General features: G+C 43.2%; 12 protein-coding genes and 1 pseudogene. 11 read left to right on the top strand and 2 right to left on the bottom strand.

Going from position 1 to position 14,028, the window contains the following annotated elements; all coding sequences use genetic code 11:
* The first annotated feature begins 44 nt into the window (after positions 1 to 44).
* The 9 genes and pseudogenes from hpnH (at position 45) to CDG76_RS14380 (ending at position 7,581) form a co-directional block, all read left to right on the top strand.
* The gene (hpnH, locus tag CDG76_RS14420; RefSeq protein ID WP_094349680.1) at positions 45 to 1,064 is read left to right on the top strand and encodes an adenosyl-hopene transferase HpnH; all 1,020 of its coding nucleotides are present in this window, start codon (positions 45 to 47) and stop codon (positions 1,062 to 1,064) included.
* 172 nt (positions 1,065 to 1,236) lie between these two features.
* A complete protein-coding gene (locus CDG76_RS14415) occupies positions 1,237 to 2,052 on the top strand; it encodes an alpha/beta fold hydrolase (protein WP_094349679.1) in 816 nt (271 codons plus the stop codon).
* 417 nt (positions 2,053 to 2,469) lie between these two features.
* On the top strand, positions 2,470 to 2,991 hold the full coding sequence (locus CDG76_RS14410) for a phycocyanin subunit beta (protein WP_094349678.1): 522 nt from the start codon (positions 2,470 to 2,472) through the stop codon (positions 2,989 to 2,991).
* Positions 2,992 to 3,074: 83 nt separating this feature from the next.
* Positions 3,075 to 3,563 (top strand): phycocyanin subunit alpha, encoded by a 489-nt coding sequence (gene cpcA / locus CDG76_RS14405; protein WP_094349677.1) that lies wholly within the window; start codon positions 3,075 to 3,077, stop codon positions 3,561 to 3,563.
* 163 nt (positions 3,564 to 3,726) lie between these two features.
* Positions 3,727 to 4,539, top strand: coding sequence for a phycobilisome linker polypeptide (locus tag CDG76_RS14400; RefSeq protein ID WP_094349676.1), 813 nt, complete (start codon positions 3,727 to 3,729; stop codon positions 4,537 to 4,539).
* Between the two features lie 110 nt (positions 4,540 to 4,649).
* Positions 4,650 to 5,519 (top strand): phycobilisome linker polypeptide, encoded by an 870-nt coding sequence (locus CDG76_RS14395; protein ID WP_094349675.1) that lies wholly within the window; start codon positions 4,650 to 4,652, stop codon positions 5,517 to 5,519.
* A gap of 82 nt (positions 5,520 to 5,601) precedes the next feature.
* Positions 5,602 to 5,823 (top strand): annotated as a pseudogene (locus CDG76_RS14390) (phycobilisome linker polypeptide); the annotation flags it as partial.
* Positions 5,824 to 5,839: 16 nt separating this feature from the next.
* Entirely contained in the window at positions 5,840 to 6,682 is an 843-nt protein-coding gene (locus CDG76_RS14385; protein ID WP_094349673.1) for a HEAT repeat domain-containing protein, read from the top strand.
* A gap of 170 nt (positions 6,683 to 6,852) precedes the next feature.
* Positions 6,853 to 7,581: a HEAT repeat domain-containing protein gene (locus CDG76_RS14380; RefSeq protein ID WP_094349672.1), complete on the top strand. Its 729-nt coding sequence runs from the start codon at positions 6,853 to 6,855 to the stop codon at positions 7,579 to 7,581.
* A 122-nt stretch (positions 7,582 to 7,703) separates the two neighbouring features.
* On the opposite strand, the gene CDG76_RS14375 is transcribed toward CDG76_RS14380, so the two are convergent.
* Positions 7,704 to 8,426 (bottom strand): nuclease-related domain-containing protein, encoded by a 723-nt coding sequence (locus CDG76_RS14375; RefSeq protein ID WP_094349671.1) that lies wholly within the window; start codon positions 8,424 to 8,426, stop codon positions 7,704 to 7,706.
* Positions 8,427 to 8,542: 116 nt separating this feature from the next.
* Positions 8,543 to 9,193: an HD domain-containing protein gene (locus tag CDG76_RS14370; RefSeq protein ID WP_094349670.1), complete on the bottom strand. Its 651-nt coding sequence runs from the start codon at positions 9,191 to 9,193 to the stop codon at positions 8,543 to 8,545.
* Between the two features lie 343 nt (positions 9,194 to 9,536).
* On the opposite strand from CDG76_RS14370, the gene CDG76_RS14365 reads away from it, so the two are divergent.
* Together CDG76_RS14365 and pruA are read left to right on the top strand one after the other, a co-directional pair.
* Positions 9,537 to 10,907, top strand: a complete 1,371-nt coding sequence (locus tag CDG76_RS14365; RefSeq protein ID WP_094349669.1) for a protein kinase domain-containing protein — start codon at positions 9,537 to 9,539, stop codon at positions 10,905 to 10,907.
* Positions 10,908 to 11,051: 144 nt separating this feature from the next.
* A complete protein-coding gene (pruA, locus tag CDG76_RS14360; protein WP_094349668.1) occupies positions 11,052 to 14,024 on the top strand; it encodes an L-glutamate gamma-semialdehyde dehydrogenase in 2,973 nt (990 codons plus the stop codon).
* The last annotated feature ends 4 nt before the right edge of the window (positions 14,025 to 14,028 follow it).

The following is a 14,028-nucleotide window of genomic DNA, read 5'->3' as shown; positions in this document are numbered from 1 at the left end:
GAGAAAGTGGTGCATTTATCTTTAAAAGAGGAGCGATCGCAACAATGGCAGTTAATCTACAACAAGCTATGGATATTGGGAAGTATCTTGTTACTCAGCGTTTGAAAGGACGCAAACGCTTCCCCTTAGTGTTGATGTTGGAACCTCTTTTTCGGTGTAATCTCGCTTGTACTGGTTGTGGTAAAATCCAACATCCAAAGGAAATATTAAAGCAAAATCTCACCCCAGAACAGTGTTTTGCCGCTGTGGAAGAGTGCGGCGCACCAGTTGTCTCCATTCCTGGGGGAGAACCTCTTCTACACCCCCAGATTGATGAGATTGTCCAGGGATTAATTGAGCGCAAGAAATATATTTACTTGTGTACCAATGGTTTGTTGTTAGAAAAGAGCCTGGATAAGTTTCAACCTTCCCCTTATCTAACTTTCAGCGTGCATTTAGATGGAATGCGGGAATTACACGATCAATGCGTAGATCGTAAAGGTGTTTTTGATATTGCTGTCAAAGCCATTCGCGCCGCTAAAGCTAAAGGCTTTCGTGTCACCACTAACACCACTATCTTTGAAGGTACTGAACCTAAAGATATGCAAGAGTTCTTCAACTTTCTGGAAACACTAAATACTGACGGGATGATGATTTCTCCCGGCTACAGTTACGAGTGGGCACCAGATCAAGATCATTTTCTCCATCGCGAACAAACCCGCGCCCTCTTCCGAGAAATTCTAGCTCCATACAAAAGTGGTGAAAAAAACTGGAATTTTAATCACAATCCCTTATTCCTAGATTTTCTCACGGGTGAGAAGGACTACGAATGCACACCTTGGGGTAGCCCTAGTTATAGCGTTCTCGGTTGGCAAAAACCTTGCTATCTGCTGAACGAAGGCTATTACTCTACCTTTAAGGAATTACTCGCACAAACTGACTGGAGTCAATACGGCCAGAAGAGTGGTAATCCTAAGTGTGCTGATTGTATGGTTCATTGTGGCTACGAACCAACCGCCGCAATGGATGCAATGCAGCCGCAAAATATGGCGCGTGCCCTTGGCAGTGTGTTTGGTAGGAACTAGTAGTCTGTCCCAAAAGTTTTGAGAGGTTAGTGGTGTTCAGATCCCCGACTTGTTTAAGAAGTAGGGGATCTAGCAGCCCCTCAATGCAACAACATCCAGTGAGAATAAAAAGAGGATGCTTTTTTAGAGATATTGGGATAAACTTCTACGAAATTCATCAGGGAAAATACTCATGCCATTTGTATCTCTTCGTGACCTGCAAATGTATTATGAGATTCGTGGCACTGGTCAACGCCTACTTAGTATCAGTGTTACTGGAGGAGATTTGCAGCGATCGCCGACTATTTTTGACTCACCGCTAGCCCCACAATTTCAAATACTAGGCTACGATCAGCGCGGTCTGGGTCAAACCTCAAAACCTGATATTCCTTACACCATAGCAGATTACGCCGCTGATGCAGACTCTTTGTTAAATGCAGTCGGGTGGGAGAACGCTCATGTCATCGGAATTTCCTTTGGGGGTATGGTAGCCCAAGAGTTGGCACTGCGCTATCCGCACCGCGTTAAACGTCTTGTTTTGGCCTGTACTAGTAGTGGCGGTGCTGGTGGATCGTCATATCCACTACATGAACTCGCGAACCTTGCTGCTGAAGAACTAGCTCATCGGCAAATCACAATTGCTGATACTCGTTGGCAAGAGGAAGCTTGGCTCTCTAGCCGAACTACACAATTTCAGGAATTAGTGAAGCTGACACTAGCAGTTTCTCAAGCGGGTATAGACGAACCAAGTCGTGAAGTTGGGCGTCGTCGCCAGCTTGAGGCTCGTGCTGCTCACGATACATATAATCGACTTTCTCAACTGTATATTCCTGTCTATATCTGCGGCGGTCATCACGATGGCATATCTCCTCCTGCCAATCTTGAGGCAATGCACAAACAGATACCAGGTTCGTATTTAGAGTTCTTTAAGGGCGGTCATGGCTTTCTCTACCAAGACCCCCAAGCATTCAAGCGCGTTATTACCTTTCTCCAAAATAAATTCGAGTAATTCTACATAAGACATATAAGACATAACTACAAAGTGACAGTAACTGCGATACCTATTGTCCTCCCACGAGAGCAGCGCTCGGCTCATAAACTAAACAGAGACAAAAATATGAAGTTATGTAACTATTTTTCACAAACATAATAATAATTTGTAATAAATTATGATGCGGCAGCATTGTATAAAGAGAACTTGGAAGTAAAAAACAACATCTTAATCAGGTTTTCCAGTCGTTCATAGAAGTTTGAAGTTTTTTAACAAAAGTTTTAATCTGAAAGCCTGGAGATCGTAAACTTATTTCGGTGGATGTCTGTTTTAAACCTTTCGTAACTCGTCAGGCAGTGCTGACATCAAAAAAGCTGGACCATTCAGTTTTGAGTCCAATTATTCTTAAGCAAGCAAATTAGGAGATTTAAGGCAATGGTTTTAGATGCATTTGCAAAAGTAATCACCCAAGCTGATGCCCGCGGTGAATATCTCAGCGCTGCTCAGTTGGACGCTCTAGCTGCCCTAGTTAAAGATGGCAACAAGCGTGCAGATACCGTAAACCGGATTACCAGCAACTCCTCAGCAATTGTTGCCAACGCAGCTCGCGCTCTGTTCGCAGAACAACCTCAGTTGATTGCTCCTGGTGGTAATGCTTACACCAACCGTAGAAATGCTGCTTGCTTGCGTGACATGGAAATCATCTTACGCTATGTCACCTATGCAATCTTTGCTGGTGATGCAAGTGTATTAGATGACCGTTGTTTGAACGGTCTGCGCGAAACCTACTTGGCTCTAGGAACTCCTGGTGCTTCTGTAGCAGTTGGCGTACAAAAAATGAAGGACGCAGCTTTGGCTCTTGTTAACGACACCAATGGTATCACTAGAGGCGATTGCAGCGCTATATCATCTGAAGTTGCTAGCTACTTTGATCGTGCAGCCGCAGCAGTAAGCTAAACCCGCTCAAGACTATTGACTGACAACTGTCAGTTAGACAAAACAAATTTCAACAAGATTGTAAATAGGGAGATACTAAACCGATGAAGACACCTCTTACCGAAGCAGTTGCAGCCGCAGATTCTCAAGGTCGCTTTCTCTCCAGCACCGAAATTCAAACCGCTTTTGGTCGTTTCCGTCAAGCTCCAGCTAGCTTAGAAGCAGCAAAAGCTTTGAGCGCCAATGCCCAACGTTTGACAGAAGGCGCAGCTCAAGCTGTATACAACAAGTTCCCTTACACCACTCAACAACAAGGTCCTAACTTTGCTTCTACCAACACTGGTAAAGAAAAGTGTGCGCGTGACATCGGCTACTACCTGCGGATTGTTACCTATTCCTTAGTTGTAGGTGGTACAGGACCATTGGATGACTTCTTGATTTCTGGCTTGGCTGAAATCAACCGCACCTTTGATCTATCTCCTAGCTGGTACGTTGAAGCTCTCAAGTACATCAAGGCTAATCACGGTCTAAGTGGCGACCCTGCTGTAGAAGCTAATTCCTACATCGACTACGCAATTAACGCTCTAAGCTAATAGAGTGTATTTAGCCCGGAAAGGAAAACAAGCTCTGTTGGCAAATAGCTAGGAGTTGGTTTACCTTTCTGGGCAGTTTTATTTTCAAAAGACTGTTTAAAAACTAGAAAAAAATTTTCTAAAAAATTTTCAGGTTTCCATTAAAAACTGAGGAGGTTTAAAGATGGCAGCTTTGGGGCAAGCAGCAAGGCTAGGTATTGGAGCCTTTGAAAACTCAGGACTGGCAGAACTACGTCTCGATAGAACAGAAACGGATGTGCAAGTGATCATCCGGGCAGCTTACCGTCAGGTTTTGGGTAATGAATACCTAATGGAAGGAGAGCGTCTTGTCAGTGCTGAATCACTGTTGCAGCAAGGTGCGATTTCAGTTAGGGGTTTTGTTCTAGCCATTGCTCAGTCGGAACTCTATCGGGAGAAGTTTTTCTATTCAAACTCGCAAATTCGCTTTATCGAGTTGAATTATAAGCATTTATTGGGTCGCGCCCCAGAAGATGAGTCAGAGATTTCATACCACGTTGAGCTTTACAACTCACAAGGTTACGAAGCTGAGATTAACTCATACATTGACTCGCAAGAATATCAAGAAAGCTTTGGCGAAAATATTGTACCATACTATCGTGGCTTTAATAGCCCAGTAGGGCTGAAAAACGTTGGCTATAGCCGACTGTTCCAACTGTATCGGGGTTATGCCAATAGCGATCGCGCTCAAGGGCAAAAACAAGGACGCCTAACTTGGGAAATAGCTAAGAATCTCGCTTCACCCATCTACCCAGTCTCTACAGGAGCCTTAACAGGTCTCTCAACAGGTGGTCGAGGAGAAACATACCGGATTAGGGTACTACAAGCAGCTTCTCCAAACTCAACTGTAGTGCGACGGGGTACTGCGGAATTGCTCGTACCCTACGAGCAACTGTCTAGTAAATTGCAGCAGCTTAATCGTAAGGGCAGCAAGGTTATTAGCATCACATCTGTATAAATAGGAAATCGGGAATTAAGTGAGGAATGAGGAGTTTGGAATTCTTAACTCTACCCCTACTCTTAACTTCTAACTTTTCCCAATTACCAATTACATAAGGAAAATTACCAATGGCTATTACAACAGCAGCGTCCCGTCTGGGAACAGAAGCTTTTAGTGATAACGCTCCTCTAGAATTGCGCCCAAATGCAACTAAAGAAGACATAGAGCAGGTAATTTCTGCCGTCTATCGTCAGCTGTTGGGCAACGATTACTTAATGAAATCTGAGCGTCTCACAAGTGCTGAATCTATTCTGCGCGATGGGAAAAGCACAGTACAAGAATTTGTGCGTCAAGTAGCCAAATCAGAACTGTACAAATCCAAGTTTTTCTACAACAGTTTTCAAACTCGCGTCATTGAACTGAACTATAAACATTTGTTGGGTCGTGCTCCCTATGATGAGTCTGAGGTGATTTATCACTTAGACTTATATCAAACCAAGGGATATGAAGCCGACATTGATTCCTATATTGATTCGCCAGAGTATCAAAGTAGCTTTGGTGACAATATTGTGCCTTTCTATCGCGGTTTCAAAACTCAAACAGGTCAGAAAACTGTCGGATTTAGCCGGATATTCCAACTTTATCGTGGCTATGCCAATAGCGATACCTCTCAGCTTAGAGGTAATTCCTCCCGCCTTGCCGGTGAACTAGGTCGCAACAGTGCATCTGTTGTTGTTCCTCCATCTGGTGGTCCTTCCGGCTTTTCCTACGTCGCTCCTGAAAAAGGCGTTACCCCCAACAGTACTTTCGGTGGTGCAGGAACTTTCGGCCAAGAAGGCAGACTTTACCGCATTGAAGTGGCAGGCGTTTTTGGAGCCGGGTATCCTAGCACACGCCGGGTCAATCAAGCTGTGATTATACCATATGAAGGACTATCTGCTTACTTCCAGAGAGTGGTAAAACAAGGTGGTAAAATCGCTAGTGTGAAGCCACTTTAGTGTCATTGGTCATTAGTCATTGGTCATTAGTTTCAGACCAAGGACTAATGAGAACTTCGATTTATAAATTTGGAATTGATTTATGCTTGGACAAATTAATGGTAGAAATAGTAACCGCTCCTTCCGCTATGAAGTAGTCGGTCTGCGCCAAAGCGAAGAAACAGAAAAAGTCGGCTATCCCATTCGTTCTAGTGCCAGTGTGTTTATCACAGTGCCTGAGAACCGGATGAATCAGGAAATGCAGCGGATTACTCGCTTGGGTGGCAAAATAGTCAGCATTCAGCCATTGAATGGTGAGACAACACATAGCGAACACAGCCATGAATCCCAGTCCGGAGAAAATTGAAGATTTATCACCGACAGGTAACAATGCCGACGGTGGATCTTTAACTGTAGAGCAGGCGATCGCTAATCTTGAAAGTGCAGATTTAGGTCTGCGCTTTTATGCTGCTTGGTGGTTGGGTAGGTTTCGGATCTGTGAAGCAGCTGCGGTTACAGGATTGATTAAAGCGTTAGAGGATGAAGCCGACAGAACACCAGAAGGCGGATATCCTCTACGACGGAACGCAGCTAGGGCTTTAGGGAAACTAGGCGATCGCCAAGCACTCTCACCTTTAATTGCGTGTTTAGACTGCTCAGATTTTTATGTCCGGGAAGCAGCGGCACAATCCTTAGAAATGCTGGGCGATCCGGTTTGCATTCCCGCCCTGATTGAGTTATTACAAGTAGGTTTGCAAGGAGAGCAGCTGATATCACAGCCTGATTTATCTCAACCCTACGAAGCCATTTTAGAAGCCTTGGGAGCCTTGAGGGCGACTGAGTGCGTCCCTTTGGTAAAACCATTTTTAGAGCATCCAATAGAATTAGTGCAATATGCTGCCGCACGAGCCATGTATCAATTAACCCAAGAACCAGTTTATGGAGAACGGTTAATAAAAGCTCTGGCAGGAGAAAAATTGCAATTGCGTCGAGCAGTGTTAGCAGACTTGGGAGCAATTGGCTATCTACCCGCAGCAGATGCGATCGCCGAAACTCTTGCCGAAAATAGCCTGAAGTTAATTTCCCTTAAAGGATTACTAGAACATCAAGTTAACCACACAGCAACAAACACTTTGTCTGATGGTGCGATTAAAGTAATAAATTTGATGGACTCGCTTTTGTAGTCATAATTTCCCAGGCATTAGTTGTTATTAATACGTTTAAAACAAATGTTTACCACACATAAACCTCCAACCCAACTGCGAGATAAGGGCTAGGGGGTTTATGTCTGATGTCAACTACGGAGAACTTAAGCTACAATTGGCAGATCCCTAATGACTGATGGCAAATTATTATGAATAACAGTGACCTTGCCCAAATATTAATTCGTGCTGTGGAAGAAGCAGACTCCTCGGATCGCTTATTAGACGCAGTTCAGGAGTTAGCGGCAGCTGGTATTGAGGAATCTGTTCCCACTCTGATTGCAGCTTTGGGCTACAACAATCCAGGGGCAGCAGTGGCGGCAGTAGATGGACTAATTGCGATCGGAGAAGCCGCAGTACCGTCACTATTGGAACTAATTGATGACTACAACTACAGTGCTAGAGCTTGGGCTATCCGTGCCTTAGCGGGAATTGGCGATGTTCGGGCGCTAGATACCTTGTTAGAGGCAGCAAAAACTGATTTTTCCTTAAGTGTGCGGCGGGCAGCTGCTAGAGGATTAGGCACTTTGCGCTTGCATCAACTACCTGCTGAGAAAGTGGAATCTGTTCAGACTCAAGTATTAGAGGCGCTATTACTAATTTCTCAAGATCCAGAATGGATAGTGCGCTATGCAGCAGTGACGAGTTTAGAAACACTAGCGATCGCTATAGCAGTCACTTTACCAGAGCAAGCATCGCGGATTACAAATCAACTTCAGCAAATACTTGATACTGATGCCGATGTGGGAGTTCACACCCGCGTAAAATTTGCACAGCAAAAAATTCAACAGCAACAACATCAAGAAATGTTTGCACCGAAAAGAAAGCTAGAAGATGCTGACGTGTCTGAAATACCTCATCGTGGTGGTGGCAGACGTTAACTAAGGGATTTCCAACAAATTTATAAGTGATACCAGAGGGAGAAGGCAGCGACTATTGGCATATTGCCACCGTACACATCAATGGTCAAGCCTTCTGCCTAACCCTGGCGCATTTAATAAACTCAAATTATAGGATTCTGGCGCTTAACAGGTTTGGGCTTAGGAATCGGTTTAGTGTTTGTAGGAAGTATCAAGTTTTCAACGGCTTGGGCAATTGCCTGTACTTGTATTGGTGCTAAACAATCAGGAGAACTATTTATCATCTGTAGCAGTGCAGGGATACCTTGTAAAACTGGAACTGAGCAATCATTTGCTCCTATCCATTTAGCAATTGGGAAGACTACTGGAGCTGCAACAAACCCATTAGGAAGGTTAGGCATTAATGAAGTAATCCACTGACTAAACATTTTTTGATGGTAAATACTTTGAGAAGTCGGACTATTGTCAACTGCTACCCAATTGTTACCTTCACGCCGTTTCCATTTATCTTTATAAGCGCTAAATGAGCCTTTCCAGGTTTTGACCTCTACTAAAAAAACACCACTCTCACCGATAATTAAATGGTCTATTTCCGTTAGAGAGCCTGAGTTAGTAGGGATTAAAGCATTATTAAATATCACCCATGTATCGGGGAAAGATTGCAAAAGTAGTGATACTCCCCATTCCCCCATATTGCCTTTGAATTTATTTGTTGCTTGGTTAAATTCAAACATGAATGAACCCAACCCACCTAAAAAGCCATCACCTAATCTTTCATGAATTTCTTGGTGTTTGGTAGATTTTTTGGTGTCGATTTTTTGTTGGAATACTGCCCTAAGTGAGGGTGATTGTTGAAGAGTTCTCATCAAAATTGTAGTAATATTTGTCAGTAACCGCCATTTTTATAGTTCCCGGAATTGGAGGGAAATCGCTCTCCCCTAATTCATATAGAAAAAATTTTATGCTACTAACAGTGATAAAGCTAACGAGACAACAAAGACTGAATTTCTGCCTGGATATTGCCACGAGCGGATGGTTCGGCAAACTCTGACATTAAAGGCGTAAAATAAATACGCGATCGCTGTAAAAATCTTTCTAAAATTTTCTGACGACCTGTGATATAATCTGCCTCTGCCACCCAGCCATATTCCTGACGAATAGCATAGGCGTATTCTTGATAATCAACTGAGTTATTAGCCAAAATCGCTAAATCTGCATCAAGTAGGACTTGGCTATCATAGTCATTTACCGCAGCTTGGTGATCTTTAGTATTCAGAATCAGACGGGTGACAGTAGTTATGATACTTTCTGGAATACCCAAATTACTCAGCAACTCAAAAGCATAGTCTGCACTTCGTTCTTCGTTATCTTTAGCTTCAGTGTCATACACTACGTCGTGAAACCAAGCAGCTAGTTGAACAGCAGCTAGGTTGTTGGTGTAGCCTTGCAAAATCTCAATTGTGCTGAGGACGCGATCGATATGTTTCAGTGTATGGTAGTAGCGACCAGGGGTAGAATAAGCTTCAACCAAGAGATTAAAGGCTTTCTCAGCCGCTACCTGGTCAACACCAAAGGGTTGGAGTGTGTGTTGCCAGTTATAAAATAAAATATCCATAAAGTTTTCTGTAGGCATAGAGGCAGTATACCCATTCTGAGTATTGGAAAAAACAAGTACATACTGTTAAAACAGCAGTAGAAGACTTCAAGTAGAACCTCACCTTCTAACTCCGCCAGGAGAAAGAGGGAAAAATTTTCCTCCCCTTACTTGCAGCAAAGGGTTAGGAGTGAGTTCACGCGAATATATTTACAAGTTATAAATCTAGTTATAAATCAATGTGTTTTGTTTCCCATCAAGATTTGTAATCAGTATTCAACCGGATTTAATCTCAGAAACTTTGCGGGATATGAGTGGTTAACCACTGTGATATCTGATACAGGTAAGTTATGATCGTGGTCATTAATTTTTTATTGTTAAGATGCCAGCTAAAATCATCCTTACCGTTATCCAAGGACAATTATTAGGACAGCAATATATTTTTGATTGCCGCACTAGCTGCATAATCGGTAGAAGTCCAGATTGTAATCCCCAGTTACCAGATGATGACAATCATCGGGGCATCTCCCGCTATCACTGTCTACTGGATATTAATCCTCCTGATATTCGGGTGCGGGACTTTGGTAGTAAAAATGGCACTTACATTAACGGTAAAAACATCGGACAACGCCAACGAAATCAAACGGCTGAAGAAGCTGTAAAATTACAGTTTCCAGAGTATGACTTACGAACAGGCGACGAAATCAACTTAGGTCACACTGTCTTTAAAGTTAGTATAGAAATACATCAATATCAAGTAAATCTACCAACCTTCATCCCTGATGATGTTACTGTCAAAAATAACCCAGTACAACAGGCTTATTTCTTAGACATCATCAAATACTTTCTGAATTTGGCTGAGAGTGGCGATCGCAACCTCAAAGCAATTAGCGGTTATAATCTTGTCAAACTTCTCAGCACTAGTGAATTCGGGGAAGTTTATTTAGCACAGCATAATCAGTCTGGCAAGTTCATAGCCTTAAAGGTCATGTTACCAGCAGTGGCGGCGAATGACTTCGCTGTGCAGATGTTTCTCCGGGAGACGGAAAACACTAAGGCTTTGCAACATCCTCATGTAGTGCAACTGATGGATTGTGGCTTCTCGGAAATTATCTTCTTTTTTACAATGGAATATTGTGAGGGCGGTACTGTATGGGATTTCATGCAACAACTGGGTGGGCGCTTGTCTGTTGATATTGCTGTACCGATTATTCTGCAAATTTTAGACGCTTTAGAATATGCCCACAATGTTGAACTGCCTTATGTCAAACTGGCTGATGGGAAGTTTGGCAAAGGTAAAGGTATAGTTCACCGCGACCTCAAACCGAGTAACATTTTCTTGACTAATATTGATGGAAAACTGGTGGCTAAAATCGGTGATTACGGCTTATCTAAGGCCTTTGACTTAGCTGGTTTAAGTGGTCAAACTTTGACTGGTACTCAAGCGGGTACTCCTGTTTTCATGCCACGACAACAAGTGCTTAACTTTAAATATGCCCAACCGGAGGTAGATATTTGGGCAGTTGCGGCTTGTCTCTACAATATGCTAACAGGTTGTTTCCCCCGCAACTTCACAGGCGATCCCTTTCTGGCAGTTTTACAGAATAATCCCATACCAATTCGCCAACGAGATGCAACAATTATGCAACCCCTAGCGCAGGTGATTGATTTGGCGTTGGTTGATAAGCCAGAAATTCACTTTAAAAGTGCAGCTGAATTTAAGCGGGCATTGTTAAGTGCGTTGTCATGGTAGAGTTTATAGCAGTTTTTATCTATTTAATCCACATCTGTCGTCGATTACGAATTCCGCATAATGGTGACAGCTAAATGAAAGCGTCAAAATAGAAGACACAGGCTTTGTACAAAAAGCCTTGCCTTAATTAAGGAGTTATTATCAGTGGTATTACAAGTACAAACAAGCACCTACGAAGCTAAAACCCAAGAAATTGCTAAACAACTTCTAGCCGCAACGCAGGAAAATCGTTCGTTTTTTTCTTCCCTACGGGATCAAATGCGCTGGGATGATAAATTACTAGCTTGGGCGATGAGTAATCCTGGCCTGCGGGTGCAACTATTTCGCTTTATAGATACGTTACCTGCTTTACACAGTAAATCAGAAATTGCCTCACATTTACAAGAATATTTAGGCGATGAATCTGTAGAATTACCGGCAGCTTTGAAGGGAATGCTAAACTTTGCTAACCCCGACTCCATGCCAGGACAAGTTGCTGCTACAACTGTTGGTACAGCGGTTGAGACTCTTGCCCATAAATATATTTCTGGGGAAAATATTAAACAAGTCATCAAAACAGTTGAACGACTGCGAAAAGAAAAAATGGCTTTCACCATCGACTTACTTGGTGAAGCCGTAATTACCGAAGCGGAAGCGCAGTCTTATCTAGAACGCTATCTAGAATTAATGCAACAATTGGTGGAAGCATCGAAGAATTGGTCAGCTATTCCGGCGATTGATGAGGCTGATGGCGAACCCATACCAAAAGTTCAGGTTTCTGTTAAATTAACAGCGTTTTATTCTCAATTTGACCCATTAGATGCTAAAGGTAGTGAAGAGAGAGTTAGCGATCGCATTCGGATTCTCTTACGTCGTGCTAAAGAATTAGGTGCAGCTGTGCATTTTGATATGGAACAGTATGCCTATAAGGACATAACTCTCAGCATTCTGAAAAAACTGTTACTAGAAGAAGAGTTTCGGGAACGCACAGATATTGGCATGACAATTCAAGCATATCTGCGTGATAGCGAACAAGATACCGAAGACGTAATTTCCTGGTTGAAAGAACGTGGTTATCCTCTGACAATTCGCTTGGTGAAAGGTGCATATTGGGATCAAGAAACTATCAAAGCAGCCCAAAAGCATTGGAAACAGCCAGTTTACAACGACAAAGCCGCAACTGATGCTAACTTTGAAACCATCACTCAGCTGTTGTTAGAAAATCATCAATATGTCTATTCTGCCATTGGTAGCCATAATGTGCGATCGCATTCTCGCGCCATTGCCATAGCTGAAAGTTTAAATGTCCCCCGCCGTCGCTTTGAGTTGCAAGTCCTCTACGGTATGGGTGATAAAGTTGCCAAGGCGCTGGTTGATAAAGGTTATCGAGTCAGAGTTTACTGTCCCTACGGTGAATTATTACCTGGGATGGCGTATTTAATTCGCCGGTTGTTGGAAAATACAGCTAATAGTTCTTTTTTACGGCAAAATCTCGAAAATCGACCGATTGAAGAGTTATTAGCGCCGCCGATTGTCAAAGATGAGAAGAAATCTTTAATTTCTAACTCTCATTTCCTCGGTGCTGCTGATACCGATTACGCTGAGGAAGAGGTGAGAACGAAGGCGGCGCAAGCTTTCCAAAGCGTTCGTCAACAGTTGGGTAAAACTTATTTACCACTGATTAATGGCGAATATGTTAATCCGCCGGAATTTGTTGATTCTCTCAATCCTTCTAAGTTCAGTGAGGTAATTGGTAAAGTTGGGTTGATTAGCGTTGAACAAGCGGAACAGGCGATGCAAGCTGCGAAAGCGGCGTTTCCTGAATGGAAGAAAACACCAGCCAAACAACGCGCTGATATTTTGCGGAAAGCGGGTGATTTGATGGAACTCCGCCGCGCTGAACTTTCAGTTTGGATAGTTTTGGAAGTTGGGAAACCAGTTAAGGAAGCTGATGGAGAGGTTTCGGAAGCGATAGACTTTTGTCGTTACTACGCTGATGAGATTGAACGGTTAGATAAAGGTGTGAATTACGACATACCTGGCGAAACTAATCATTATATTTACCAACCACGCGGTATTGCTGTCGTGATTTCTCCTTGGAATTTTCCGCTAGCGATCGCTTGTGGAATGACAGTCGCAGCTTTAGTTTCAGGCAATTGCACTCTCCTCAAACCTGCGGAAACATCTTCTGTAATTGCAGCGAAATTTACAGAAATCTTGGTAGACGCTGGTTTTCCTAAAGGTGTATTTCAATACGTACCTGGTAAGGGTTCGCAAGTTGGTGCTTATTTGGTAAATCATCCAGATACTCATGTAATTGCTTTTACAGGTTCCCAAGAGGTAGGCTGTAGAATTTACGCAGAAGCGGCAACATTGAAACCCGGACAAAAGCACATGAAACGGGTGATTGCGGAAATGGGCGGCAAGAATGCCATTATTGTCGATGAAAGTGCTGATTTAGACCAGGCTGTTGTGGGGGTAGTACAGTCGGCATTTGGTTACAGTGGTCAAAAATGTTCTGCTGCTTCCAGGGTGATTGTATTGCAACCGATTTATGATGCCTTTGTGCAGCGGTTGGTGGAAGCGACAAAATCCTTAAATATTGGGGAAGCAGAGTTACCAAGTACCCAAGTTGGGCCAGTAATTGATGCTAATGCCCGCGATCGCATCCGCGAGTATATTGAGAAGGGTAAGGCAGAATCACAATTAGCTTTGGAATTACCAGCACCCGAGCAAGGATATTTTATCGGGCCAGTCATCTTTAGTGAAGTATCGCCAAATGCGGTAATTTCCCAGGAAGAGATTTTTGGCCCTGTGCTGGCGGTAATTCGGGTGAAAGATTTCCAGGAAGCGTTAGCAGTCGCCAACGGTACAAACTTCGCTTTAACTGGCGGCCTTTATTCTAGAACGCCTTCTCACATTCAGCAGGCGCAGACAGAGTTTGAAGTCGGTAATTTGTATATCAACCGCAATATTACCGGAGCGATCGTTGGACGGCAACCCTTTGGTGGATTCAAACTTTCTGGAGTTGGTTCTAAAGCAGGCGGCCCTGATTACTTACTGCAATTTTTGGAACCACGCGCGGTTACAGAAAATATTCAGCGTCAAGGTTTTGCACCAATTGAAGGAGCAGATTAAACTA

It is taken from the genome of Nostoc sp. 'Peltigera membranacea cyanobiont' 210A (assembly GCF_002246015.1).
Classification (GTDB): Bacteria; Cyanobacteriota; Cyanobacteriia; order Cyanobacteriales; family Nostocaceae; genus Nostoc.
The sequence above is the reverse complement of the archived record's forward strand: the minus strand, read 5'-3'. Positions and strand labels throughout refer to the sequence as shown.

Excerpts from the sequence above, each read along its gene's own strand:
- hpnH (WP_094349680.1), top strand. The coding sequence starts at position 45 with ATGGCAGTTAATCTACAACAAGCTATGGATATTGGGAAGTATCTTGTT.
- CDG76_RS14375 (WP_094349671.1), bottom strand. The coding sequence starts at position 8,426 with ATGAGAACTCTTCAACAATCACCCTCACTTAGGGCAGTATTCCAACAA.
- CDG76_RS14395 (WP_094349675.1), top strand. The coding sequence starts at position 4,650 with ATGGCTATTACAACAGCAGCGTCCCGTCTGGGAACAGAAGCTTTTAGT.
- cpcA (WP_094349677.1), top strand. The coding sequence starts at position 3,075 with ATGAAGACACCTCTTACCGAAGCAGTTGCAGCCGCAGATTCTCAAGGT.
- CDG76_RS14400 (WP_094349676.1), top strand. The coding sequence starts at position 3,727 with ATGGCAGCTTTGGGGCAAGCAGCAAGGCTAGGTATTGGAGCCTTTGAA.
- CDG76_RS14410 (WP_094349678.1), top strand. The coding sequence starts at position 2,470 with ATGGTTTTAGATGCATTTGCAAAAGTAATCACCCAAGCTGATGCCCGC.
- CDG76_RS14385 (WP_094349673.1), top strand. The coding sequence starts at position 5,840 with ATGAATCCCAGTCCGGAGAAAATTGAAGATTTATCACCGACAGGTAAC.
- CDG76_RS14365 (WP_094349669.1), top strand. The coding sequence starts at position 9,537 with ATGCCAGCTAAAATCATCCTTACCGTTATCCAAGGACAATTATTAGGA.
- CDG76_RS14415 (WP_094349679.1), top strand. The coding sequence starts at position 1,237 with ATGCCATTTGTATCTCTTCGTGACCTGCAAATGTATTATGAGATTCGT.
- CDG76_RS14380 (WP_094349672.1), top strand. The coding sequence starts at position 6,853 with ATGAATAACAGTGACCTTGCCCAAATATTAATTCGTGCTGTGGAAGAA.
- CDG76_RS14370 (WP_094349670.1), bottom strand. The coding sequence starts at position 9,193 with ATGCCTACAGAAAACTTTATGGATATTTTATTTTATAACTGGCAACAC.